Raw genomic sequence first — 24,573 nt, 5'->3', positions numbered from 1 at the left:
GGGGTGGGGTGGCGGGCGTCGTAGTGGCGGAAGGCGGGGCGGCGGAGGGCGAGGTAGAGGACGACGGCGACGCAGGCGAGGCCGCCGGTGAGGATGGAGAGGGTGGGGGTGGTGAGGGAGGAGACGGTGCCGGATTCGAAGTCGCCGAGGCGGGGACCGCCGGCGACGACGACGATGAAGACGCCCTGGAGGCGGCCGCGCATCTCGTCGGGGGCGGCGACCTGCATCATCGTGTTGCGGAAGATCATCGAGACGGTGTCGGCGCAGCCGGCCGCGGCGAGCAGGAGCAGGCCGAGCGGGAGGTTGCGGACGAGTCCGAAGGCGGCGATGGCCAGGCCCCAGGCGGCGACGGAGGTGAGGACGGCGACGCCGTGGCGGTGGATGCGGCCGATCCAGCCGGAGAAGAGGCCGCCGGCCAGGGCGCCGACGGCGGGGGCGGCGGCGAGCAGGCCGACGGTGCCGGCGTCGCCGCCGTAGAAGGGGAGGACGATGGCGGGGAAGAGGGCGCGCGGCAGGCCGAAGATCATCGCGGCGAGGTCGGCGGCGAAGGAGGTCCGCAGGTTGGGCTGGGTGCGCAGGAAGCGCAGGCCGTCGAGGACGGTGGCGCGCTTGCCGGTGGTGCTCTGCGGGCGCATCGCGGGCAGGCGCCACATCGCGTAGAGGGTGGCGGCGAAGGCGACGGTGTCGGCCAGGTACGCGCTCTGCGCCCCGTACGCGGCGACGGCGACGCCGCCGAGGAGCGGGCCGACGGTCTGGCCGAGGTTCATGCCGATGGTGTTGAGGGCGTTGGCGGCGGGCAGCTGCTCGCGCGGGACGAGGCGCGGGATCATCGAGGAGCGGGCGGGCGAGCTGACCGCGAAGAATCCGCCCTGGAGCGCGACGGCGGCGTAGAGCAGGGTGATGGAGCGCAGGTCCAGCAGGGCCTGGGCGGCGAGGAGCGCGGAGACGGCGGCGAGGCCGCCGGAGCCGATCAGGCCGAGGCGGCGGCGGTCGACGCGGTCGGCGATGGCGCCGCCGTACAGGCCGAAGACGACCAGCGGGACCAGGGAGCAGATGCCGACCAGGCCGGTGAGGAAGGTGGAGCCGGTGAGGGCGTAGACCTGGATGCCGACCGCGAGGGTGGTCATCTGCTGGCCGATCGAGGAGACCGTCTGTCCGAACCAGAGCCGCCGGTAGTCGGGGCTGTGGCGCAGCGGGGTGAGGTCGGCGAAGGCGCCCCGGGTGAGGCGGCGCAGCCCGGTCCGGGCGGGGGACGGTCGGGCGGGGGCCGGTGACGGGGACGGTCGGGAGGGGTCGGGCGGCGGGGACGGTCGGGAGGGCGTTTCGGTGGGCACCCCGCCATGCTCGTTCAGTCGTTCGACGGGCTTGCGGGCGGGGTGCGGCTGGACATCCGCCGGAAACAGGCGGGCGCCCCGGCCGCCGGGCGGTCAGCGCAGCAGGGTGCGGGTGAGGAGGGTGGCGAGCTGCTCGTCGAGGGGTTCGTGGGTGGCGAGCAGCCGGTACCAGAGCAGGCCGAAGGCGAGTTCGGCGGCGGTGGCGGGGGTGAGGTGGGGGGCGAGCGCGCCGGCGGCGTGGGCGCGGGCGAGCAGGGTGCCGAGGGCTTCGCGGCGGGGGCGCAGCAGGGTGTCGTGGAAGCGTTCGCCGAAGGCGGGGTCGATCTGGGCCTCGGCCATCAGGGCGCGCAGGGCGTCGGTGGTGGGCGGAGTGGCGGCGGCGAAGGTGGCGGCGAGGAAGGCGTGCAGGTCGGCGGCGTGGTCGCCGGTGTCGGGCAGCGGGATGTGCTGCCGGGCGTACGCGGTGACGGCTTCGAGCAGGACGTCCGCCCGGCCGGGCCACCAGCGGTAGAGGGTCTGCTTGCCGGTGCCGGCCCGGGCGGCGATGCCTTCGACGGTGAGGCGGGCGTACCCGGACTCGGCGAGCAGTTCGTAGGCGGCGGTGAGGATCGCGCGGCGGCTCTCCTCGCTGCGACGGCGGCCTGCCCGTGCGGGAGTTGACGCCCGGTCGGACGGTTGCTGCGGCTCCTGGCGCGTTTGCTCGATCACGGCGGCCACGCTACCGTAATTCGAGACGAGACGTAGCGGTTCGAAATTACGGGCCGCAACCCGCACTGGGGAGGAACCACATGGGCGAGCGCACCGCACTGGTCGTCGGCGGCACTTCGGGCATCGGGCTGGAGACCGCCCGCCAACTGCGCGCCCGGGGCGCCGCGGTGCACGTGGCGGGCCGCAGCAAGGAGCGGCTGGAGGCGCTGGCGGTCAGCGACCCGGAGCTGATCGGACACCGGGCGGACGGCGGCGACCGCGGGCAGATCACCGAAGTCCTGTCCACCATCGGCACGTTGGACTGGCTGGTAGTCTCGCTCAGCGGCGCCGAGGGCGCGGGGCCGTTCGCCGAACTCGACCTGGACGCCCTGCGCGGCGCCTTCGAGGCCAAGTTCTGGGGGCAGTTGACCACCGTGCAGGCCGCGCTGCCGCACCTGTCCGAGGACGGGTCGATCACCCTGGTCACCGCGATCTCGGCCCGCACCGGCATGCCCGGCACCGCCGGACTGGCCGCGGTGAACGGCGCTCTGGAGGCGATGATCCGGCCGCTGGCAAGGGAGTTGGCCCCGCGCCGGATCAACGCCGTCTCCCCCGGACTGGTCGACACCCCGTGGTGGGACGGCCTGCCCCAGGACGCCCGGGACGCCTACTTCGCCCAGGCCGCCGCCCAGTTGCCGACCCGCCGGATCGCCTCCCCGGCGGACGTCGCCGAGGCGGTCGTGCTGGCCGCGACCAACCGCAACCTCACCGGCACCGTCCTGGAGAGCGACGGCGGACTCCACCTGGCCCCGCTCAACTGACGTACCTTGCCAGGCAGTTCACCTTTCACCTGCCGTCCCGGCGGACGCCCGCCGGTCTGCCTGACGCCCGTCGGACGTCCGCCAGCTCGCCTGTCGCCCGCCGGCCCGCCTGGCGCCCACCGGTTCACCGCGCGGCCAGCGCCGTGGTCTGCGCGTGCCCGATCACGTGGCCGCTCATGCTGAACGCGGTGACGGCCGCGGGTGTGGCGGCCGGCAGCGCCAGGCTCGGGGTGTCCAGGGCGTAGACGGTGATCCGGTAGCGGTGTGGACGGTCGCCGACCGGCGGGCAGGGGCCCAAGTAGCCCTGCACGCCCGCGTCGTCGGCGCCCGTCACCGCCCCGGCCGGCGGCGTCGCGCCCAGTCCGGTGGCGGTGGCGGGGACGTCCCAGACCAGCCAGTGCCAGAACCCGGAGCCGGTCGGCGCGTCCGGGTCGAACATCGTGACGGCGAAGCTCCGGGTGCCGGCCGGAGCGCCGCTCCAGGCCAGCCGCAGCGGCTGGTTGCCGCCGTCACAGCCGAAGGCGTTCGCCCAATGCTCCTGCGGGAAGCGGCCGTTGACGATGTCCGGGCTGGTGACGGTGAACCGCGCCGCCCCGACCGGGACCCCGGAGCGGACCGACACCCGCCCGAACTCGGCCTCCTTCCGGCCCACTTGAGCACTCGAATCGGCGGCCCCCAGCAGCGTCAGCACGGCAGCGGCGGACAGCGCGACCGCGGCGGTGCGGTAACGGCGCGAACGCCGGACGGAGACCTCTCCCCCGGCAGCGGGGCCCTCGCCGCGGACAGCGGGGGCCCCGCCACGGACAACAGCGCGGGTACGGAACGGACGTGACATGGCGCGGGACTCCCCGTCGATCGTCGGAGCTGGCTTCGGACGGCCCAACCCTCCCCCGCCCCGCGACAGTTGGGGAGGCCCGCAGGATGGTGGCACCCGGCGTACCAGCCTCGGCACTGGACGGGCCGCCCGGCCCGCGCCGATGATCGGGAGCATGACCGAGCGCGCCCCGTCCCCGCAGGCCGAACTGGCCGCCTTCCTCCGGGCCAAGCGCGCCCGCCTGCAGCCCGAGGACGTCGGCCTGCCGCGCGGGCCGCGCCGCCGCACCCCGGGGCTGCGCCGCCAGGAGGTCGCCCAACTCGCCGCCGTCAGCGTCGAGTGGTACGTCCGCCTCGAACAGGGCCGGGTCGGCACCCCGGGCAGCGCCGTCCTGGACGCCCTCGCCGAAGCCCTGCGCCTCACCCCGGACGAGCACCGCCACCTGCACCTGATCGCCCGCCGGGAGACCCCCGTCCGGCCCTCGACGCGCCCGCCGCACGCCCTCGTCCGCGACTCGCTGCGCCAACTGCTGGACGGGATACCGCTGTTCCCGGCCTACCTGACCGACCACCGGCTCGACGTGCTGGCCCACAACCCGGCCGCCCGCGCCCTGTTCGGCCCCGGCTTCGGCACCGGACCGACCGACAACACCGCCCGGATGCTCTTCCTCGACCCGGCCACCCGCGCCACCCAGCTCGACTGGCCCCGGGTCGCCCGCGAGACCGTCGGCCACCTCCGCACCGCCGCCGCCCACCACCCCGACGACCCGCGCCTCACTGCCCTCCTCACCGAACTGCGCTCCCACAGCCACGAATTCACCCTCTGGTGGGACGACCACACCGTCCTCGACCGCGCCACCGGCACCAAACGCGTCCGCCACCCCGAAGCCGGCGACCTCCGCCTGCACTACGACATCCTCACCACCGGCCCCCACCGCCTCTTCACCCTCACCCCCGCCGACCCCGCCACCGACCGCGCCCTCCGCCACCTCGTCACCACCCACACCGCCGCCCTCACCGCCACGCACCCCACCACCACCGTCCGCCCGATCACCGCGGCCTGAGCACCGCCGCCCGAAGCCCCGGCAACGGCACCTAGCGCCGCGTCAGGCAGGACGGGCGACGGCGCCGGGGCAGAACGGACCGCGGTCGGGCTGTCACCTGCGATGGTTCGGGGGCGGGCCGCGGATCGGGGTGGCCCCGTTACGATCGGACGCCGTTCCGGCCGACCGGTCCGTGCGGCGCGACCGTTCGGGGAACAGGGGAATGGCAGTGGAGTTCGGCGCGTTGCTGCGGGACCTTCGGCTGGCCGCCGGGTGGACCCAGGAGGAGCTGTCCGACCGCTCCGGCGTCTCCGTCCACTCGATCAGCATGCTGGAGGCCGGCCGCCGTCGGCCCCGGCTGTCCTCGGTGGCCCGGCTGGCGGACGGGCTCGCCCTGCCGGCCGGCCGCCGCGAGCAGCTGGTCGCCGCGGCCACCCGCCCCGCCACCGACCGCCCCGCCACCGACCGTCCCGCGCCCCCCGCTCCCCCGTCCGCCCCGGCACCCGCCCCGGCACCCGCGTCCGCGCCCGCGCCGGCGCCCGTGCTCCCGCCGATGCTCCCGCCCCTGCCCATTCCCGTGGCCGCGGCCCGGGGTCCGCGTCAACTCCCCTCCGACAGCCGCCTGTTCACCGGCCGGACGGTGGAGGGCGAGTTCCTCGCCGGGGTGGCCCGGCTGGCTCCGGAGGGCACCGAGGCCGGCATGGTGGTGCTGTGCGTGATCACCGGCATGGGCGGGGTGGGCAAGACCGCGCTCGCGGTCCGCACCGCCCACCGGGTGGGCGAGCGCTTCCCGGACGGTCAGCTGTTCCTGGACCTGCGCAGCCACACCGCCGGGCTGGAGCCGCTCAGCGCCGAGGACGCGCTGGAGACCCTGCTGCGCTCGCTCGACGTGCCGGCCGACCGGATCCCGAGCGGGCTGACCGACCGGGCCGCGCTCTACCGGGCCCGGCTGTCCGGCACCCGGACCCTGGTCCTGCTGGACAACGCGTCCAGCGCCGCCCAGGTCCGGCCGCTGCTCCCCGGCAGCACCGGCTGCCTGGTGCTGGTCACCAGCCGCAGCCCACTGGTCGGACTGGACGACGCCCACCTGCTGACCCTGGACGTGCTCCCCGAGGACGACGCGGTCGACCTGCTCCGCCGCGCCGCCGGGGCCGGCCCCCTGCCCGTCCCCACGCCCACCACCGACCCTGCCAGCCCCACCGCCCCCGCGATCGGCGAGCTCGCCGACTTCGCCGAACTGGCCCGGCTGGGCGGACGGTTGCCGCTGGCCCTGCGGATCCTCGGGGCACGCCTGCGGCACCGCCCCCGGCTGACCGCCGCCGCCCTGGTGGAGGAGCTGCGCGAGGAGCGGCACCGGCTCGGCCTGCTGCGCGACGAGGACCGCGACCTGGCCGCCCTGTTCCGCGCCTCGTACCGGGACCTGCCGCCGGAGGAGCAGCGGCTGCTGCGCCTGTTGGGCGTGCTGCCCGGGGAGGACCTGGAGGTCTGCGCGGCGGCGCACCTGCTCGGCGCCGACCGCCGCGGTGCGGAACGGCTGCTGGAGTCGCTGCTCGGCCACCACCTGCTCGCCCAGCCGACCCCGGGCCGCTACCGGATGCACGACCTGGTCCGGTCCTGGTCGCGGACGCTGGCCGAGGAGGAGCCGCCGGCCCGCCGGGAGATCGCCGGCCGCCGGTTGCTGGACCACTACCAGGACACCGCCGAGCGGGCCGGCCACCGGCTGGCCCGTTACCGCGGCCACCGTCCGGCGCCGACCGGCCCGGCGCCCCGGCCCGCCCCCGACGTGGACTCCCCCGAGCGGGCCCGGGACTGGCTGCGCGCCGAACGGAACAACCTGCTGGCCGCCATGGCCCGCAGCGGCGACCCGCAGCGCCGCAGCGTCATCACCGCGGCGCTCGCCCCGATCCTGGAGCTGGATGGTCCGCGGTCCGAGGAGGCCGCGCTGCACCTGGCCGCCGCCGAGGCGGCCGCCGCCCAGGGCCGGTCGCTCGACCGGGCGGAGGCGCTGTGGCGGGCCGGCCGCGCCCACCGGCTGGCCGGCCGGTTCGAAGAGTCCGCCGAACTGTTCGACCGCGCCGAGCAGTTGTACCGCGAGCTGGGCGACGCACACGGCCGGACCCACTCGGCCTGGGAGCGCGGCCGACTCGCCTACCAGAGCGGCGACCTGGCCCGCGCGGTCGAACTGTACGGCCGGGCGCTGGCCGGCTACCGGGAGCTCGGCGACCCGCAGGGCGAGGCGCACACCCTCTGGGACCTCGGCCGGGCCCGCCGGATGCTCGGCGAGACCGACATCGCGGAGGAACTGCTGGCCGCCGCGCTGGCCGCCTACCGCTCGCTCGGCGACCGGGCCGGCGAGGCGCACGCGCTGAGCGACCTGGCCGACCTCCGGTACTGCTGCGGGCGGACCGCCGACAGCGGCGACCTGCTGGAGCAGGCGCTGACGATCGCCCGCGAGCTCGGCGACCGGCAGAGCGAGGCCAACGCGGCGTGGCTGCTGGGCCGGATCCGGCTGCTCCAGGGCGCCCACCCGCAGGCCCGGGACCTGCTCGACCTGGCGCTCGCCCGCTGCCGGGAGCTCGGCATCCGGCAGGGCGAGGCCAGCACCCTCAGCGCGCTGGGCGAACTGCACCTGGTGACCGGGCGGACCGCCGCCGCGGTCGAGCTCCAGCGGGAGGCCGCCGCGGTCTTCCGGACCACGGGCAACCCGCACGGCGAGGCCAACGCGCTGCACGGCCTGGCGCTGGCGCTGCGCGCGACCGGCGACCGGGCCGCTGCCACCGGCCTGCTGCACGGGGCGCTGGAGACCTTCGAGGCCGACGGGGACCTGCAGGCCCAGGCCGAGGTGCTCAACAGCCTCGGCCTGCTCGCCGCCGACCTCGGCGACCTGCCCGCGGCCCTCGACCGGCACCGCCGCGCGCTCGAACTCGCCCGCCGCAGCGACAGCCCGCTCGACGAGGCCCGCGCCCAGCTCGGCATCGGGCACTGCCTGCCCCCGGCGGAGCGGCCCGCCGCGCTGGACGCCGTCCGCCGGGGCCTCGCGCTCCTCGAAGCGGCCGGCGCGGCCGAGGCCGCCGACGCCCGGACCCGACTGGCACTGCTGACGGCGGCTCACCCGCAGGCAGCGGCGCAGCCGTAACCCGCGGCCGAGCCGTAACACCAAGCGAGCACACAGGAGTTGGATCCGGAGCCGGCACAGGCACAGGCACAGGCACAGACGCAGGCACAGCCGCAGCACCCAGCCGGGCCGTAACGCCAAGCGAGCGCAGGGTGGACGCCATGGAGCGGGCCGGCCGGGCGGCAGAGGATGAACACCGAGCGCAGGGGCCTCCCCAACGGGCCCCGGAAGCTCCGGCAATCCGTCCGTCAACCGAAAGGCACCAGCAACGATGCGCACGATCCACAAGGCCGCCGCAGCGACTGCGGTCGGCGCGGCGCTGCTCCTCGGCTTCACCGGCACGGCCGCAGCGGCCGACGGCCCCGCCAACCTGGGCGGCCAGGGCTGCCCGGCGGTGGCCTCCAACTCGGACTACTACGGGACGTACGTCCAGCACCTGAACTACACGTACGTCACCGGCAACGGCTTCCGGGACGGCGTCTACCGCGTCGACTACTACAACCGCCAGAACGCGTACCAGGGTTCCTGGACGGTCGAGTACCGCTGCTAGTCGGCCCCGCGCCGGGCAGCCCCCGGAACCGCCGCCGTCCGCGCACGGGGGACCGCCGACCACCGGTCGGCGGAGGCGCGGACGGCGGTGACCGGTGCACCAGGCCCTCCGTCGCGGGTCCCGTGCCGTCAACGCCCTTCCCACGCACCCGGATTGGCCTTGTCTGCACAACTTGCGACCGAACCGCGCCGACTTGTCCGGACAACTCGAGGCGTTCGTCCGGCGTACGCCGGTCGGCCACGGGCAGGACGACGGGTGGTACCCCGCGGGCGGTGTCCTGGGGGGCGCCCTCCGTCCGCCCCTCACCCCGTAGAGGTCGTGCCCCATGGCTGCCGAACCGAACGAGCCGAACGAGCCGAACGAACCGAACAAGCCGAACGAACCGAGCCGGCGTCGCTTCCTCCAACTGGCCGGTGCGGGCCTGGCGTTCTCCGCGCTGGCGCCCAGCATCGCGCGGGCCGCGTCGATCGCCCCGCAGGGCGGCACGGGCACCATCCAGGACGTGCAGCACATCGTGGTGCTGATGCAGGAGAACCGGTCGTTCGACCACTACTTCGGCTCGTTGAAGGGCGTGCGCGGCTTCGGTGACCCGCGGCCGGTGACGCTGCCGAGCGGGAAGCCGGTCTGGTACCAGGCGAACAGCGCGAAGAAGGAGATCCTGCCGTTCCGGCCGCAGGTGAACGACCTCGGGATGCAGTTCGTCCAGGACCTCAACCACGACTGGGCGGGCGGCCACCAGGCGTTCAACAACGGCAAGTACGACCAGTGGGTGCCCGCGAAGACGGCCACCACGATGGCGTACCTGACCCGGCAGGACATCCCGTTCCACTACGCGCTGGCCGACGCGTTCACGCTGTGCGACGCGTACCACTGCTCGTTCCTCGGCTCCACCGACCCGAACCGCTACTACCTGTGGACGGGCCACACCGGCAACGACGGGACCGGCGGCGGACCGGTGCTGGGCAACCAGGAGGCGGGCTACTCCTGGACGACCTACCCGGAGCGGCTGGAGGCGGCCGGCGTCTCCTGGCGGATCTACCAGGACGTCGGCGACGGCCTGGACGCGGCCGGCTCCTGGGGCTGGATCAGCGACGCCCACCGCGGCAACTATGGCGACAACTCGCTGCTGTACTTCAACAATTACCGCAACGCCAAGCCCGGCGACGCACTGTACGAGAAGGCCCGCACCGGCACGAACGCCAAGGCCGGCGACGGCCTGTTCGACCAACTGCGCCGGGACGTCGCGGCCGGCACGCTGCCGCAGGTGTCCTGGATCGTCGCCCCCGAGGCGTACACCGAGCACCCCAACTGGCCCGCCAACTACGGCGCCTGGTACATCTCGCAGGTGCTGGACGCGCTGACCGCGAACCCGGACGTGTGGGCCCGCACCGCGCTGTTCATCACCTACGACGAGAACGACGGCTTCTTCGACCACGTGGTGCCGCCGTTCCCGCCCGCCTCCGCCAACCAGGGCCTGTCCACGGTCGCCACCGGCGCCGACTGGTTCGCGGGCAGCGCGAGTTACGCGGCCGGGCCGTACGGTCTCGGGCAGCGGGTGCCGATGCTGGTGGTCTCGCCGTGGAGCACCGGCGGCTACACCTGCTCGGAGACCTTCGACCACACCTCGATCATCCGCTTCATCGAGCAGCGCTTCGGCGTCGCCGAACCGCACATCTCGCCCTGGCGGCGGGCCATCTGCGGCGACCTCACCTCCGCCTTCGACTTCACCGCGAGCAACCCCGCCCCGGCCGCGCTGCCGTCCACCGCCGCGTACCTGCCCGCCGACCACAACCGGCACCCCGACTACGTCCCGACCCCGCCCGCCACCGGCGCCGTGCCGCGGCAGGAGCCCGGCGCCAAGCCCACCCGACCGCTCAAGTACGCGCCGTACGTGGACGGTTCGGCCGACGTCTCGACCGGCAAGTACGCCCTCGCGTTCAGCGGCGGGCCGGCCGCGGGCGCCCAGTTCCTGGTCACCTCGGCGAACCGCACCGACGGACCGTGGACGTACACCGCCGAGGCCGGCAAGTCCGTCTCCGACGCCTGGAACACCGCCTACTCCAAGGGCGTCACCGACCTCACCGTGTTCGGCCCGAACGGCTTCCTGCGCCGCTTCCGCAACCCCGGCAAGACCGCGGGCCCCGAGGTCACCGCCCGCCACGACGCCGCCACCGGCAACCTCGCCCTGACCTTCACCAACCCGGCCGGAGCCGACGCCGTCCTCACCGTGGCCAACGCCTACGCCGGCGCCCCGCAGGCCGTCACCGTCCGCCGCGGCACCACCGTCACCCTCACCGTCGACCTCTCCGCCTGCCGCCACTGGTACGACCTCACCGTCACCTCCGACCGGAGCGCCGACTTCGTCCGCCGCCTCGCCGGCCACGTCGAGACCGGCGCCCCCTCCCTCTCCGACCCGGGCCTGCTCACCTCCTGACCGCCCACCGCCGCCGGCCGGCCCCGGGGTTCGGATCGGAGGGTGTCCGAACCCTGGGGCGGCCCGCCCGGCGGCGGGACCGGCCGCGGCCCGCGACCTTTGACACCGGACGCCCCAGTGGTCTAGACCTACCCTGGCAACGGGCCGGTCGGCGCGGAGCGGACGGGCGGGCGGGCGGGGGGAGCGGAGGAACGCGATGTGCAGGGTGGGCCGGGCCGGGATCGGACGCCGGGCTCCGGGCGGGTGGTGAGGTGACCGCCGCGCTCAAGGTGACCGCCGCGATCGAGGCGACCGGGCGCCGGGCCCGGGTGGAGGAGTTGCTGGGCGCGGACGCCGTCCGGGCGCGGCTGGCCGGGCTCGGCGCGGGCGTGGCCTCCCAGGTCCTGGTGCTCGCCCCGGAGGACGGAGAGCCGGGCCCGACCGGACTCGCCGAACTCGCCGAACCGAGCAAACCGACTGAACCGAGCAAACCAGGTGAACCAGGTGAACCAGGTGAACCGGGTGAACCCGACGGCCTGCCGGTCGCGGAACTCCTGCGCCGGGGCGTCGAGTTGCGGGTGCTGCTCGTCGACACGGCGCGCCACCGCCCGGCCGCCGTGGAGTACGCGCGCCAGCTGACCGAACTCGGCGGGCAGGTCCGCACCGTCCCCGCGCTGCCGCTGCGGATGATCGTGCTGGACCGGGAGACCGCCGTCCTGCCGCTCGACCCGGCGCGGGCCGACACCGCCACCGTGCTGCACGGCCGCGGGCCGGTCGCCGCGCTGTGCGCGCTGTTCGAGGGGCTGTGGCACGGCGCCGCGCCGCTGCGCCGCCCCCGGGGGCGCGACCGCAACGGCATGGCGGCGCAGCACTACGCGCTGCTGCGGATCCTCCAGCAGGGCGACACCGACGTGGTCGCCGCCCGGAAGCTGGGCATCTCCGAACGGACCGTCCGCCGGCTGACCGCCGAGGCCCTGGAGGTGCTCGGCGCCCGCAGCCGCTTCCAGGCCGGGGCCCGCGCCGCCGAACGCGGCTGGCTGCGCTGACGGCGGCCCGAGGGGCGACGGCACCGGTCCCCGTCCTGCCGGGAGAGGCGGGACGGGGACCGGCTGCTGCTACTGCTGCGTCCGCGGCGCCGGCGCGTACCCGGCGGGCCGGGTGGTGAACGTGCCCCGGCCCTGGGTGCGGCCGCGCAACGTGCCCGCGTAGCCGAAGAGTTCGGCCAGCGGAACGGTCGCCGTCAGCACCGCGCTGCCGCCGCGCGGCTCGGAGCCGTGCACCCGGCCGCGGCGGGCGGACAGGTCGCCGAGGACGCCGCCGACGCCGTCCGGCGGCACCGTCGCGGTGAGTTCCACGACGGGCTCCAGCAGCAGCGGGCCGCCGCGCCGCAGCGCCTCGCGCAGGGCGAGCCGTCCGGCGGTGCGGAACGCCAGGTCGGAGGAGTCCTTGACGTGGGTCGCCCCGTCGGTGAGGGTGACCCGGACCCCGGTGACCGGGTGGCCGAGCGGGCCGTCCGCGAGGGCGTCCCGGCAGCCCGCCTCGACGGCCTGCACGAACTCCTGCGGGACCCGCCCGCCGGTGACGGTGGAGCGGAACTCGAAGCCGTCCGTGCCGGGTTCGCCGAGCGGGGCGACGTCGACCACGACGTGCGCGAACTGCCCGGAGCCGCCGTCCTGCTTGACGTGCCGCAGGACCAGGCCGGTGACCGCCGCGGAGACGGTCTCCCGGTAGGCGACCTTCGGCCGTCCGACGGTGACCTCCAGCCCGGCGCGGCGCAGCTTCTCCACCGCGACCTCCAGGTGCAGTTCGCCCATCCCGGACAGCGTCCGCTGCCCGCTCTCCGGGTCGCTGCCGACCACCAGCGACGGGTCCTCCTCGTTGATCCGGGCCAGGGCGGCGGCCAGCCGGTCGGTGTCCACCGAGCGGCGGGCCTCGATCGCGACGGTCACCACCGGGTCGGCGGCGACGGCCGGTTCGAGCACCAGCGGGGCTCGCGGGTCGCACAGCGTGGTGCCGACCTTGGCGCCCTTCGCGCCGACCACGGCGACGATGTCGCCGGCCACCGCGCTGTCGGTCTCGGTGTGCCGGTCGGCCTGCACCCGCAGGATCCGACCGATCCGCTCGGTGCGGCCGGTGCGGGCGTCGAGCACGGTGTCCCCCTTCCGTAGCGTGCCGGAGTAGACGCGCAGGCTGCCGAGCCGCCCGGTGGTGGTCGCGGCGACCTTGAACACCAGGGCGGAGAACGGCTGTTCGGGATCGGCGGTGCGTTCCTGCGGCGCGCCGTCGAACTCCCCGCGCACCGGCGGGACGTCCAGCGGCGACGGCAGGTACGCGGCCACCGCGTCGAGCAGCGGTTCGACGCCGCGGTTGCGGTACGCCGAGCCGCACAGCACCACCACCGCCTGTCCGCTGCCGGTGAGTTGGCGCAGCGCACCGGTGAGGGCGGCGGCGGTGAGGGTGCCGGTGGCGCAGTACTCCTCCAGCGCGGCGGGGTGCAGTTCGGCCACCGCCTCCGCCAGGGCCTGCCGCCGCCGGGCCGCCTCGGCCGCCAACTCCTCGGGCACGTCGCCGACTTGGCAGCCGGTACCGGGCTCGGCAGCGTCCGGCCAGGTCAGCGCACGCATCCCGACTAGGTCGACCACGCCGGTGAAGCCGCCCTCCCGGCCGATCGGCAGCTGCACGGCCAGCGGCGCCGGGTGCAGCTTCTCCCGGATCGAGGCGACCGCGGCGTCCAGGTCGGCGCCGGGCCGGTCCATCTTGTTGACGAACGCGATCCGCGGGACGCCGTGCCGGTCCGCCTGCCGCCACACCGACTCGCTCTGCGGCTCGACACCCGAGACGGCGTCGAACACCGCCACCGCGCCGTCCAGCACCCGCAGCGAGCGCTCCACCTCGTCCGCGAAGTCGACGTGGCCGGGCGTGTCGATCAGGTTGAGCCGGTGGCCGCCCCACTCGCAGCTGACGGCCGCGGCGAAGATGGTGATGCCACGGTCGCGCTCCTGCGGGTCGAAGTCGGTGACGGTGGTGCCGTCGTGGACCTCGCCGCGCTTGTGGACCGCCCCGGTCAGGAACAGGATCCGCTCGGTGACGGTGGTCTTCCCGGCGTCCACGTGGGCGAGGATGCCCAGGTTGCGGACCGCGGCGACAGCGGCAGAAGCAGAAGCAGAAGCAGAAGCAGTGGTGGTGGTGACGAGGTCGGTACGCATGGTGGCCCGTGGCCCTTCGGGGTTCGTTCCTGGAATCGGCAGCGCGATTCACGGCACCACGGGGCACACCCACCGCCCCGCACGCACCCGCGCACCACCCGCCGCGTCGAACGGGCAGGCAGAACGAAGGTCAACGAGCAGGACAGGACGGGGAGTTCGTGGTTCCTACCGGCACCGGCCGCGCAGCGGGCACCGGCCCGCCCGGGACACCAGGATCACCTCGAACCGCGACGGGGGAACGACGACGGCGGCAGTACGCACGACCGGCCCCTCCCTCTCCACTCACGTCACGGTGCGCCCGATCGGCCACTGCGGCCCGGGCGTCGTCCAGCGGGCCGAGTCTAGGGACGCCGCCCGCCCGCTGTCACCGCATTTTCCGGACCGTCCAACACCCCTTCGCCACAGTCAATCTGACTGAACGTCAGGAATGTCTTCGACCGCCGCGGCCGCGAACGCCACGAAGGCGTGCACCTTCGCCGTGGCCGCGTCGGCCCGCCAGACCAGGGCCCCGTTCGCCGCGGGCAGGCCGGTGAGCGGGCGGGCCCGGACACGGGGGTGCCGGTGGTTGAGGAACAGGCCGCGGTGGGTGGGCCAGACGGTGTCGCTGACGGCGACCCGGTGCAACGCCTCCTGGTAGGTGCGGCCGCCGGGGGTGCGGCGCAGCGGGCGCCCGCGCGGGGTGAACGGCGGGGTGACGGCGTGCCGGAAGGTGTCGGGGGTGTCGGACGGGCTGTCCAGGACGGGCCAGTCGGCGAGTTCCTCGACGTCGATCCGCGGCCGGGCGGCGAGCGGGTGGTCGGCGCGCAGGGCGAGCACCCGCGGGTGGGAGACCAGGACGGCGCCGACGCCGAGGTCGGGTTCGTCGACGGGCAGCAGGGTGAGCAGCAGGTCGATCTCGCCGGCCCGCAGCGCGGCGTACGGCGCGGCCCAGGGCACCTCGGTGACGCCGACCCGGCAGGCGGGGTGCCGGTGGGCGAAGGCGGCGACGGCGTCGGTGAGCGGCGGCCCGTTGAGGCAGCCGAGGAAGCCCAGGCGCAGGGTGCCGGTGACGCCGCGGGCGATGGCCACGGCCTCGTCGTAGCTGCGGCGCAGGTCGCGGTGGGCCTCGCCGAGGGTGCGGCGGGCGTGCGCGCCGAGCGGGGTGAGCGCCACGCGGCGGCTGGTGCGGGTGAACAGCGGGGCGCCGATGCGACGTTCGAGGGAGCGGATGAGCTGGCTGACCCGGGACTGGGACAGGCGCAGCCGTTCGGCGGTGCGCCCGAAGTGGAGTTCCTCGGCCAGCGCGAGGAAGGTCTCGATCTCGGTCAGGTCCACCGGCGGTGCGCTCCAGGGTCGTCGGTACGTCGGCTGCCGGCGCATCGGCCGGATCGTCCCGCCGGGAGCGGCCGGGAGCGACCGGAAGCGGCCGGAAGCGGCCGGGAGCGGCCGGGGCCGACCGCCGAGGTCCGATCGATGAGTGCGGCTACTGGATTGTGCGCCGGAACGGCCTTGATCACGGGGCCGGTTGACCTGATCTTTGATCTGAAGCGACGCGGCACGACGGAACGTCACGTGACGTTCCGTGGTGTGACGTTCCGTGGCGTGCGGCGTCAACGACACTGGTGGAAGAGCGGGGAGAGCTCATGATCGTGGTGACGGGCGCGACCGGGACGGTGGGTTCGGCGGTGGTCGCGGGCCTGCGGGAGCGCGGGGTGCCGGTGCGGGCGCTGGTCCGGAACGCGGACGCGGTGCCGGCCGGGTGGGACGCCGGGGTCGAGGCGGTGGTCGCGGACTTCGCCGACCCGGCCTCGCTGGACGCGGCGCTGACCGGTGCCGGGGCGGTGTACCTGCTGGTGGCAGCGCAGTCGGCGATGGCGGAGCACGAGCGGAACGTGATCGACGCGGCCGTGCGCACGGGCGGCCGGCCGCGGGTGGTGCTGCACACGGCGGCGGGCGCCGAGGGCGGCGCGACGGGTGCCCGTTTCGTGGACGCGCACGTGGCGGGTTTCGCGCACCTGCGGGCCAGCGGCCTGCCGTGGACGGTGCTGGCGCCGAACGGCTTCTTCCAGAACTTCCTGGGCATGGCGGCCCCGGTCCGCACCGGCCTGCTCGCGGTGCCGGGCGGTTCCGGCGCGGTCTCGTACGTGGACGCCCGGGACGTGGCGGCGGCCGCGGTGGCCGCCCTGGTCGAGGACGGCCACCAGGGCGCGGTGTACACGCTGACCGGCCCCGAGGCGCTGACCCACGACGCGCTGGCGGAGATCCTGGCGGGGGCGGCCGGCCACCCGGTGCGGTACGTGTCGCCGAGCCCCGAGCAGGCCCTGGAGGCCCTGGTCGGTGCCGGCTACCCGCGGTGGAACGCGGAGGGCCTGGTCGAGCTGTACGCCCACTACGCGGCGGGCCGGGCCGCCACCGTCAGCTCGGACGTGGAGAAGCTGACCGGCCGCCCGCCCCGCCCGTTCGCCGCGTTCGCCGCGGAGTTCGCCACCGCGTTCACGGCCCCGCCCGCCTGAACCGCCCGGCCCCGCACCCCGCCCGCCCCGCCGGCCCGCTACTGCGGCAGCGCGCCGTCCCGGATCACCCGGGCGTACCAGTGCGCGCTGTCCTTGGGCGTGCGGCGCTGGCTGGCGAAGTCGACGTGGACGATGCCGAAGCGCTTGCTGTAGCCGTACGCCCATTCGTAGTTGTCGAGCAGCGACCACAGGAAGTAGCCGCGGACGGGGGCGCCGTCGGCGATGGCGCGGTGGACGGCGGCGAGGTGGGCGTGCAGGTAGTCGATCCGCTCGGGGTCGTGGACGGCGCCGCTGGGGTCGGTGTAGTCCTCGTAGGCGGCGCCGTTCTCGGTGACCAGCAGCGGGACGCCGGGCAGGTCGTCGCGCAGCCGGGTGAGGAGTTCGTACAGGCCGTCGGCGTCGACCGGCCAGCCCATGGCGGTGCGGGTGCCGGGGGCGGGCAGGAAGCGGATGCCCTGGTCGGCGGGCCAGGGGCTGCCGCCCTGGTGGCCGTCGCCGCGCGGGGCGTCCGCGTCGACAGCCGGTTCCTGCTCGGCCGCGACGACGGTGGGCGTGTAGTAGTTGATGCCCAACGAGTCGATGGGGCGGGAGATTTCGGCGAGGTCGCCGTCCCGGACGAAGGCCCAGTCGGTGACGTGCGCGGTGTCGGCGAGGACGTCGGCGGGGTAGCTGCCGCGGAACACCGGGTCGAGGAAGATCCGGTTGCCCAGGCCGTCGATCCGGCGGGCGGCGTCGAGGTCGGCGGGGTCGGTGGACAGCGGGCGGACGGCGGCCAGGTTGAGGGTGAGCGAGACCTGGGCGGTGTCGGGGAGTTCGGCGCGCAGCGCGGCGGTGCCGAGGCCGTGGGCGAGCAGCAGGTGGTGGTGGGCGGTGAGGGCGGCGGCGTGGTCGGTGCGGCCGGGGGCGTGGACGCCGTTGCCGTAGCCGAGGAAGGCGCTGCACCAGGGCTCGTTGAGGGTGGTCCAGGTGGGGATGCGGTCGCCGAGCCGGCGGGCGGCGAGGTGCGCGTACTCGGCGAAGCGGTACGCGGTGTCGCGGTCGGTCCAGCCGCCCGCGTCCTCCAACTCCTGGGGCAGGTCCCAGTGGTAGAGGGTGGCGACGGGGGTGATGCCGGCGCCGAGGAGTTCGTCGACCAGGCGGTCGTAGAAGTCGAGCCCGGCCTCGTTGGCGGGGCCCCGGCCGCCGGGCTGGACGCGCGGCCAGGCGAGCGAGAACCGGTAGGCGCCCAGGCCGAGTTCGGACATCAGCGCGACGTCGTCGCGGTAGCGGTGGTAGTGGTCGGCGGCGATGTCACCGGTGTCGCCGTTGCGGACGGTGCCGGGGCGGCGGGCGAAGGTGTCCCAGATGGACGGGGTGCGGCCGTCCTGGGCGGCGGCGCCCTCGATCTGGTAGGCGGCGGTGGCGGCGCCCCAGACGAATCCGGCCGGGAAGCGGGCGGGTGCGGCGGCGGGGGAGGAAGTGGTCACGGGAAGAGTCTCGACGGTCATGTCGCGTTCCATCCAAACAAGTTGAGGGTCTGTCAGCCCATCGGGCCGTACCGCGGGTCAGCCCTTGACGGCGCCCTGCATGATGCCGCCGACGATCTGCCGGCCGAGCAGCGCGAACACCACCAGGACGGGCAGGGTGCCGATCAGGGTGCCGGCCATCACCACGGACTGGTCGGGGACGTAGCCCTGGCCGAGCGACTTCAGCGCGACCTGCACGGTGGGGTTCTGGGAGCTGAGTGCGACGATCGGCCAGAAGAAGTCGTTCCAGGTGGCCATGAAGGTGAGCATGCCGAGCACGGCCATGCCGGGGCGGGCGACGGGCAGCACGATGGAGCGGAAGATCCGCAGCAGCGAGGCGCCGTCCATCCGGCCGGCCTCGACGAGTTCGTCCGGCAGGGCCTGCACCAGGTACTGGCGCATGAAGAAGACGCCGAACGCGGAGACCAGCGAGGGCAGGATCACCGAGGGCAGCTTGTTCTGCAGGTCGAGCTTGACGATCACCATGAACAGCGGGATGACGCCGAGCTGCGGCGGGATCATCATGGTGCCGACGGTGAGCGCGAGCAGCGCGCCGCGGCCGCGGAAGCGCAGCTTGGCGAAGGCGAACCCGGCGAGCGTGGAGGAGAGCACCACGCCGGCGGTGACCACGCTGGAGACGATCAGCGAGTTGAGCAGCGCCTTGCCGATCTCGGCCTGCTGCAGGGCCTCGCCGATGTTGTGGAACAGGTTCGGTCCGGGCGTCAACGCGGGTGTGGCGGCGCTGAGTTCGGAGTTGGAGCGGCTGGCGGCGACCAGCGTCCAGTAGAACGGGAAGACGGCGAGCAGGGTGGCGCCGATCAGCACCGCGTAGGCGAGCGGCCCGCCGTTCAGCGGCGAGCGCGCCTTGCGGCCCTTGGCACGGGCCCGGTCGCCGTCCACGGCGGCGGGCTTGTCGAGCACCTGGGTGGTCACGTGGGTCATCGGGTCACCGGTCCGTACGGTTGCGGCGGGCGGCGATCGCCGCGTTCAGCAGGGCGAGCAGCACGATCAGCAGGAACATCACCCAGGCGACGGCGGCGGCCCGGCCGAGGTGGAAGAACGTCCAGCCCTGCTCGTACAGGTACAGGCCGAGGGTCTGGTACTGGTGCGAGATGCCGCCGCCGGAGTTGCCCTCGTAGAGCAGGGGTTCGCCGAACAGCTGGGTCGCGCCGATGGTGGAGACGACCACGGTGAAGACGATGGTGGGGCGCAGCCCGGGGACGGTGACGTGCCGGAACTGCTGCCAGCGCGAGGCGCCGTCGACGGCCGCGGACTCGTACAGCTCGCCGGGGATGGACTGCATGCCGGCCAGGTAGATCAGCGCGTTGTAGCCGGTCCAGCGCCAGGTGACGATGGCGGAGACGCCGAACTGGGAGGCCCAGGTGTTCGCCTGCCAGTCGACCGGGTGGACGCCGAGGCTGCTCAGCACCCAGTTGATCAACCCGTAGTCGCGGCCGAAGAGTTGGGCGAACACCAGGGTGGCGGCGGCCACCGAGGTGGCGTACGGCATCAGCATGGCGACCCGGAAGAAGGTGCGACCGCGGAGCCGGTAGTTGAGCAGGTGGGCCAGGCCCAGGGCCATCAGCAGCTGCGGCACGGTGGAGAGCACGCCGATGGTGAAGGTGTTGCGCAGCGCGTTCCAGAAGAACGGGTCGGACAGCAGCCGGGTGTAGTTCTGGAAGCCGAGCCAGTCCATCCGGTCCGAGGTCTGGAGCTCGACCCGGTGCAGCGACACCCAGGCGGTGTACAGCAGCGGGAAGAGGCCGAACGCGGCGAACAGCCCGAAGAACGGGGCGAGGAAGCCGTAGGGGGCGAGCCGGCGGCGCAGCCGGCCGGGCCGTCCGGCGGGCGGCGCGGCGGGCAGCCGGGCGGTGGAGCTGAGGGCCATGGGCGGGGTCCTTCGACGGGGGCCGCCCGCCCCGCCGCTGCGTGAACGGCGAGGCGGGCTGCCCTAGTTGACTGCCTGGGCTGACGGTGCGTCAGTTGCCGTTGGCCTTCTTGACGTTGTCCAGGGCGTGCTTCCAGGCGGTGTCCGGCGCGGTGCCGGTCCGCTCGACCTCGCCGAGGGCGTCGGTGAACGCCTTGCCGATCACGCCGTCGTCGGTGCCGAGCACCTGGGCGGGCATCGCCTTGGCCGACTCGCTGAAGATCTGGCCGATCGGCGCGTTGTTGAAGTACGGGTCGGTGACGTCCTTGATGGCGTCCTGGGCGCCGGTGGAGGACGGGAAGGAGCCCTGCTTGGTGAACAGGGTGGCCTGCTGCTCCTTGGCCGTCAGCCACTTGATCAGCTCGGCGGCCTCCTTGGGGTGCTTGGCGGTGCGCGGCACGGCCAGGTAGGAGCCGCCCCAGTTGCCGGTCTTGCCGGGGCCGGCGGCGATGTCCCACTTGCCGGAGCCCGCGTCGCCGGCCTGGCCCTTGATGTAGCCGATCATCCAGGCCGGGCAGGAGAGGGTGGCGAACTTGCCGGTGGAGAACGCCTTGTTCCACTCCGGCGTCCACTGGGCGAGCTTGGCGGACAGGCCGTCGGCGACCAGCGCGGTGGCGTCGGTCCAGGCGGTCTTCACGGCCGGGCTGCTGTCGTAGACGGGCTTGCCGGCCTCGTCGGAGTAGCGGACCTTCTGCTGGCCGACCTCGGCGGTGAACATGCCGGCGGCGCTGTCGGTCCAGGCGTTGCCCGCCTCGGCCTTGGCGGCGTACTGCTTGCCGAGGTCGAGGTAGCCCTGCCAGGTGGACCACTTCTGCGCGAGCTCGGCGCGGTCGGTGGGCAGCCCGGCGGCCTGGAACAGGTCGGTGCGGTAGCAGATCGCCTCGGGGCCGACGTCGGTGCCCGCGCCGAGCACCTTGCCGTCGGCGGTCTTGATCGCGGCGCCCTTCCACGGCACCAGGCCGTCGTTGACGTCGCCGATGCCGAGCGTCTTGAGGTCGGTGAACTTGTCGGCCTGCTTCTGCACCACGCTGGCCACCCGGCCGACCTCCAGGCCCTGGATGTCGGCGAGGCCGCCGCCGCCCGCGAGCTTGGTCTGCAGCGCCTGCCAGTACTGGCCCTCGTCCTGGGTGTCGGTCTGCTTGATGGTGACGTTCGGGTGGAGCTTCATGTACTCGTCGTACAGGCCGGCCTCCTTGAACCCGAAGGTGCCGAACAGGTCCACCGTGATGGTCACCTTGCCGTCGGCGGAGTCCTTGGACCCGGAGCCGCCGGAACTGCAGGCGCTGAGCAGCAGGGCGGTGGCGAGGACGGCGCTGCCCAGGGCAGCGGTGGAGCGGCGGACTCTGGGGGGACGCATGCGAGGGCCTCCAGGGCGGGGCGGGAGCGTGGGTGGGTGCGAAGAAAAGGAGCAGTGCCGATCCGGAAGCGCCCGATTTTCTGAGAGCGCTCTCAACCGATGCCGAGAGACTGCCGGGGCGGAAGTTCGCTCGTCAAGACCTCGAAACCTGAACGTAATCTCCGGGCGCTCCCAACCTGGGCATACGACTTCTGAACGCAACAGTCTGCGTCGAGCCGGTTGACACCCCTTCACGGCCGCCCTTACGGTCCGCTGGCTGAGAGCGCTCTCATACTCACCCGCCCGCCCCCACTCAAGGTGGACACACGATCATGAAGCTCCGCTCCCTGCGCGGCCCCACGGCCGCCCTCACCACGCTGGCGCTGGCCGCCGCGGCGACCCTGACCGCCGCCCTCGGCGCCGGCAGCGCCTCCGCCGCCACCACCGTCCGGGTCGGCCTCGGCGGCTACGCGGACACCCGCCCGGCCGGCACCGTCGGCCCGAGCAACTCCGACGGCGCCCCCGTCACCCCCAAGGTCACCGCGCGGATGGCCGGCCAGGCCGCCCCCACCAACGACTGGTGGTCCTCGCTGATCTACCAGCGCTACGCGGGCAACCCGTACTCGGAGAACCTGTACGCCCACCCGATGACCTTCAAGGCCCAGGCCGCGGGCCTGGAGGTCGGCTACCCCACCACCCCGACCATCACCTCCGACGGCCGCCAGTACGACTACACCCACACCCGGGACCTCACCCTGGGCGTGGCCGGCCTGAACTCCCCCGACACCAAGGTCGACGGCTGGTCCGACTGGACGGTCACCCCGTACTGGGCGGACGGCGCGCACACCTTCAGCGCGACGATCGGCCACGGCCTGCCGTACGTGTTCGCGCACGCCACCGGCGGCGCCGCCCAGGTCACCACCGCCTCGGCGCCCACCGTCTTCAGCAACCAGGGCAGCGTGCTCGGCATCACCGTCGGCGGCCACAACTACGGCCTGTTCGCACCCACCGGCAGCAGCTGGAACGTCAACGGCAGCACCCTGACCGCGAACCTCGGCAGCAAGGACTACTACTCGGTCGCCCTGCTGCCCTCCACCGCCGACCTGGCCCAGTTCCGCACGTACGCCTACGACTTCGTCACCGACACCAAGGTCGGCTGGAACTACGACCAGGCCGCGGGCAGGCTCACCACCACCTTCACCGCCACCACCACCGCCCAGGAGGGCACCGCCACCGGCACCCTGCTCGCGCTCTACCCGCAGCAGTGGCAGGCCACCCCGGACGCCCTCACCGCACTGACGTACACCTCCCCGCGCGGCACCATGAAGGTCCGCCAGGGCTCGTCCTTCTCCACCGTGCAGACCGTCACCGGCGTGCTCCCCTCGCTGCCCGACGCCGGCTCGTACGACCGCGCCGCGCTGGACGGCTACCTGCACCAGGTCTCCGACGCGAGCGACCCGTTCAACGGCGCCACCGACACCTACTGGGTCGGCAAGGCGCTCGGCCAGATGGCCCAACTGGTGCCGATCGCCGACCAGTTGGGCGACACCGCGGCCCGTGACAAGCTGCTCGGGCTGATGAAGGGCAAGCTGCAGACCTGGTTCGCGGGCACCGGCTCGCCCGGCTTCGCCTACGACTCCACCTGGAAGACCCTGATCGGCTACCCGGCCTCCTACGGCACCGACGCCGAACTCAACGACCACCACTTCCACTACGGCTACTTCGTCCAGGCCGCCGCCACCGTCGCCCGCTACGACACCGCCTGGGCCGCGGACAGCCAGTGGGGCGGAATGGTCAAGCTGCTGGCCAAGGACGCCGCCAACACCGACCGCACCGACGCCCGCTTCCCCTGGCTGCGCAACTTCGACCCGTACGAGGGCCACGGCTGGGCCTCCGGCCACGCCGGGTTCGCCGCGGGCAACAACGAGGAGTCCTCCTCCGAGTCGCTGAACTTCAGCGCCGGCCTGCTGCTGTTCGGCGCCGCCACCGGCGACACCTCGCTGCGCGACCTCGGCGTCTACCTGTACACCACCGAGGCCAACGCCGTGCAGCAGTACTGGTTCGACGCCGACCACCAGGTCTTCCCGGCCGCCTTCCAGCACTCCACCGTCGGCATGGTCTGGGGCTCCGGCGCCGCCTACTCCACCTGGTGGACGGCCGCCCCCGGCATGATCCACGGCATCAACTTCCTCCCCGTCACCTCCGGTTCGCTCTACCTGGCCCGGCGCAAGGACGACCTGGCCGCCAACCTGGCCGAGCTGAAGGCCAACAACGGCGGCGCGTTCACCGACTGGCGCGACCTGCTCTGGGAGGCCGAGGCGCTGACCGACCCGGCCGCCGCCAAGGCCGACTGGGACGCCGGGAACGCGGGCTACACCCCGGAGGAGGGCGAGTCCCGGGCCCACACCTACCACTGGATCTACAACCTGGCCGCCCTCGGCACCCTGGACCCGGCCACCACCGCCGACACCCCCACCGCCGCCGTCTTCACCAACGGCAGCACCCGCACCCACGTGGCGCACAACTACACCACCACCGCCCGCACCGTCCGCTTCTCCGACGGCTACACCCTGACCGTCCCGGCCCGCTCCACCGCCTCCGAACGCGGCACCAAGCCCGACGGCGGCACCGGCGGCGCCACCAACTCCCCGTCCCCCTCCCCGTCGGCCTCCTCCTCCCCCTCGCCCTCCCCGTCCCCGTCGGCCTCCACCACGACCGCCCCCGCCCCCGCCGCCCTCTACCTCCAGCCCAACGGCACCCTCACCGCCGCCTACGGCACCGGCGCGACCAGCAGCACCATCGCCTCCGGCGGCGGCACCAACCACGACGGCACCCCCTACCAGCCGCTGACGTACACCCTCAGCCACCTCACCGGCACCCTGCGTCCCGGTGCCGGCACCGACTTCGACCTGTACGTCGACGCCGGCTCCACCGTCGCCCTCGCCCAACAGGCGCGCGTCTCCTACGACTTCGACGGCAACGGCACCGTCGACCGGACCGAGACCTACCGCTACTTCGCCACCGACCCCGTCCCCGGCTGGGAGCGCTACAACGCCACCGCCGCCGGCCTCCAGTCCACCACCGGCGCCCCGCTCACCAACCTGGCCAACGGCACCGTCACCCTCGAAATCTGGCCCGCCCTCGGCAACGCCCCGGCCCAGCTCCGCACCGGAGCCACCCAGTCCCAGGGCAACGCCTCCGTCCTGCGCCTCCCCTTCAACTGACCGACCCACCCCCGACCCCTCCCGGGCCCCGCGGATCCCGACAGTTCCGCCCGGCCCGGGAGGCCCACCCGCCCCGGGAGGCCACCCGCCCCGCGGCCGCGCCCCCC

17 protein-coding genes are annotated in these 24,573 nt (G+C 74.2%); 8 read left to right on the top strand and 9 right to left on the bottom strand.

All coding sequences use genetic code 11. The annotated features are described in order from the left end of the window. Both IH44_RS0131175 and IH44_RS0131170 read right to left on the bottom strand, forming a co-directional pair. On the bottom strand, window positions 1-1,334 hold a 1,334-nt coding region (locus tag IH44_RS0131175; RefSeq protein ID WP_081967241.1), incomplete at its 3' end, for an MFS transporter. A gap of 93 nt (window positions 1,335-1,427) precedes the next feature. Then, the gene (locus tag IH44_RS0131170; RefSeq protein WP_030463130.1) at window positions 1,428-2,042 is read right to left on the bottom strand and encodes a TetR/AcrR family transcriptional regulator; all 615 of its coding nucleotides are present in this window, start codon (window positions 2,040-2,042) and stop codon (window positions 1,428-1,430) included. 80 nt (window positions 2,043-2,122) lie between these two features. Here IH44_RS0131170 and IH44_RS0131165 point away from each other — a divergent pair, with 80 nt between their 5' ends. Beyond that, a complete protein-coding gene (locus tag IH44_RS0131165; protein WP_030463129.1) occupies window positions 2,123-2,842 on the top strand; it encodes an SDR family oxidoreductase in 720 nt (239 codons plus the stop codon). A 124-nt stretch (window positions 2,843-2,966) separates the two neighbouring features. On the opposite strand, the gene IH44_RS0131160 is transcribed toward IH44_RS0131165, so the two are convergent. Beyond that, window positions 2,967-3,494: a YbhB/YbcL family Raf kinase inhibitor-like protein gene (locus IH44_RS0131160; protein ID WP_030463128.1), complete on the bottom strand. Its 528-nt coding sequence runs from the start codon at window positions 3,492-3,494 to the stop codon at window positions 2,967-2,969. 337 nt (window positions 3,495-3,831) lie between these two features. On the opposite strand from IH44_RS0131160, the gene IH44_RS41715 reads away from it, so the two are divergent. The 5 genes from IH44_RS41715 to IH44_RS0131135 all read left to right on the top strand — a co-directional run bounded on the left by IH44_RS41715 (window position 3,832) and on the right by IH44_RS0131135 (window position 11,822). Then, entirely contained in the window at window positions 3,832-4,719 is an 888-nt protein-coding gene (locus IH44_RS41715; RefSeq protein WP_051817621.1) for a helix-turn-helix domain-containing protein, read from the top strand. A gap of 202 nt (window positions 4,720-4,921) precedes the next feature. Further along, window positions 4,922-7,834 carry a tetratricopeptide repeat protein gene (locus IH44_RS43255; RefSeq protein WP_081967240.1) on the top strand — a complete coding sequence of 971 codons (2,913 nt, stop codon included), beginning with the start codon at window positions 4,922-4,924 and terminating at the stop codon, window positions 7,832-7,834. A 250-nt stretch (window positions 7,835-8,084) separates the two neighbouring features. Continuing rightward, entirely contained in the window at window positions 8,085-8,363 is a 279-nt protein-coding gene (locus tag IH44_RS0131145) for a hypothetical protein (protein ID WP_030463125.1), read from the top strand. 325 nt (window positions 8,364-8,688) lie between these two features. Then, entirely contained in the window at window positions 8,689-10,797 is a 2,109-nt protein-coding gene (locus IH44_RS0131140; protein WP_051817617.1) for a phosphocholine-specific phospholipase C, read from the top strand. A gap of 251 nt (window positions 10,798-11,048) precedes the next feature. Beyond that, complete coding sequence (locus IH44_RS0131135; RefSeq protein ID WP_051817615.1) at window positions 11,049-11,822, top strand: hypothetical protein; 774 nt, start codon at window positions 11,049-11,051, stop codon at window positions 11,820-11,822. 69 nt (window positions 11,823-11,891) lie between these two features. Here IH44_RS0131135 and fusA read toward each other — a convergent pair whose 3' ends face one another. Both fusA and IH44_RS0131125 read right to left on the bottom strand, forming a co-directional pair. Then, the gene (gene fusA, locus IH44_RS0131130) at window positions 11,892-13,982 is read right to left on the bottom strand and encodes an elongation factor G (protein ID WP_030463122.1); all 2,091 of its coding nucleotides are present in this window, start codon (window positions 13,980-13,982) and stop codon (window positions 11,892-11,894) included. Window positions 13,983-14,387: 405 nt separating this feature from the next. After that, window positions 14,388-15,296: a LysR substrate-binding domain-containing protein gene (locus IH44_RS0131125; protein WP_030463121.1), complete on the bottom strand. Its 909-nt coding sequence runs from the start codon at window positions 15,294-15,296 to the stop codon at window positions 14,388-14,390. Window positions 15,297-15,604: 308 nt separating this feature from the next. On the opposite strand from IH44_RS0131125, the gene IH44_RS0131120 reads away from it, so the two are divergent. Next, window positions 15,605-16,474 carry an NmrA family NAD(P)-binding protein gene (locus tag IH44_RS0131120; RefSeq protein ID WP_030463120.1) on the top strand — a complete coding sequence of 290 codons (870 nt, stop codon included), beginning with the start codon at window positions 15,605-15,607 and terminating at the stop codon, window positions 16,472-16,474. A gap of 38 nt (window positions 16,475-16,512) precedes the next feature. Here IH44_RS0131120 and IH44_RS0131115 read toward each other — a convergent pair whose 3' ends face one another. The 4 genes from IH44_RS0131115 to IH44_RS0131100 form a co-directional block, all read right to left on the bottom strand. Beyond that, on the bottom strand, window positions 16,513-17,961 hold the full coding sequence (locus tag IH44_RS0131115) for a GH1 family beta-glucosidase (RefSeq protein ID WP_030463119.1): 1,449 nt from the start codon (window positions 17,959-17,961) through the stop codon (window positions 16,513-16,515). A 57-nt stretch (window positions 17,962-18,018) separates the two neighbouring features. Next, entirely contained in the window at window positions 18,019-18,921 is a 903-nt protein-coding gene (locus IH44_RS0131110; RefSeq protein ID WP_030463118.1) for a carbohydrate ABC transporter permease, read from the bottom strand. 4 nt (window positions 18,922-18,925) lie between these two features. Beyond that, the gene (locus IH44_RS0131105) at window positions 18,926-19,867 is read right to left on the bottom strand and encodes a carbohydrate ABC transporter permease (RefSeq protein WP_030463117.1); all 942 of its coding nucleotides are present in this window, start codon (window positions 19,865-19,867) and stop codon (window positions 18,926-18,928) included. A 91-nt stretch (window positions 19,868-19,958) separates the two neighbouring features. Beyond that, window positions 19,959-21,263, bottom strand: a complete 1,305-nt coding sequence (locus tag IH44_RS0131100; protein ID WP_030463116.1) for an ABC transporter substrate-binding protein — start codon at window positions 21,261-21,263, stop codon at window positions 19,959-19,961. Window positions 21,264-21,574: 311 nt separating this feature from the next. On the opposite strand from IH44_RS0131100, the gene IH44_RS0131095 reads away from it, so the two are divergent. Then, a complete protein-coding gene (locus IH44_RS0131095; protein WP_198545073.1) occupies window positions 21,575-24,466 on the top strand; it encodes a glycosyl hydrolase in 2,892 nt (963 codons plus the stop codon). Window positions 24,467-24,573 lie beyond the last annotated feature (107 nt).

Origin of the sequence: Kitasatospora sp. NRRL B-11411 (assembly GCF_000721345.1) — a bacterium.
Lineage (GTDB): Bacteria > Actinomycetota > Actinomycetes > Streptomycetales > Streptomycetaceae > Kitasatospora > Kitasatospora cineracea.
Note: the sequence above shows the minus strand (reverse complement) of the source record. Positions and strands in the feature narration are given on the sequence as shown.

Coding starts and splice junctions, on each gene's coding strand:
- IH44_RS0131165 (WP_030463129.1), top strand. CDS start 2,123: ATGGGCGAGCGCACCGCACTGGTCGTCGGCGGCACTTCGGGCATCGGG.
- IH44_RS41715 (WP_051817621.1), top strand. CDS start 3,832: ATGACCGAGCGCGCCCCGTCCCCGCAGGCCGAACTGGCCGCCTTCCTC.
- IH44_RS43255 (WP_081967240.1), top strand. CDS start 4,922: ATGGCAGTGGAGTTCGGCGCGTTGCTGCGGGACCTTCGGCTGGCCGCC.
- IH44_RS0131145 (WP_030463125.1), top strand. CDS start 8,085: ATGCGCACGATCCACAAGGCCGCCGCAGCGACTGCGGTCGGCGCGGCG.
- IH44_RS0131140 (WP_051817617.1), top strand. CDS start 8,689: ATGGCTGCCGAACCGAACGAGCCGAACGAGCCGAACGAACCGAACAAG.
- fusA (WP_030463122.1), bottom strand. CDS start 13,982: ATGCGTACCGACCTCGTCACCACCACCACTGCTTCTGCTTCTGCTTCT.
- IH44_RS0131120 (WP_030463120.1), top strand. CDS start 15,605: ATGATCGTGGTGACGGGCGCGACCGGGACGGTGGGTTCGGCGGTGGTC.
- IH44_RS0131115 (WP_030463119.1), bottom strand. CDS start 17,961: ATGACCGTCGAGACTCTTCCCGTGACCACTTCCTCCCCCGCCGCCGCA.
- IH44_RS0131110 (WP_030463118.1), bottom strand. CDS start 18,921: ATGACCCACGTGACCACCCAGGTGCTCGACAAGCCCGCCGCCGTGGAC.
- IH44_RS0131105 (WP_030463117.1), bottom strand. CDS start 19,867: ATGGCCCTCAGCTCCACCGCCCGGCTGCCCGCCGCGCCGCCCGCCGGA.
- IH44_RS0131100 (WP_030463116.1), bottom strand. CDS start 21,263: ATGCGTCCCCCCAGAGTCCGCCGCTCCACCGCTGCCCTGGGCAGCGCC.
- IH44_RS0131095 (WP_198545073.1), top strand. CDS start 21,575: ATGAAGCTCCGCTCCCTGCGCGGCCCCACGGCCGCCCTCACCACGCTG.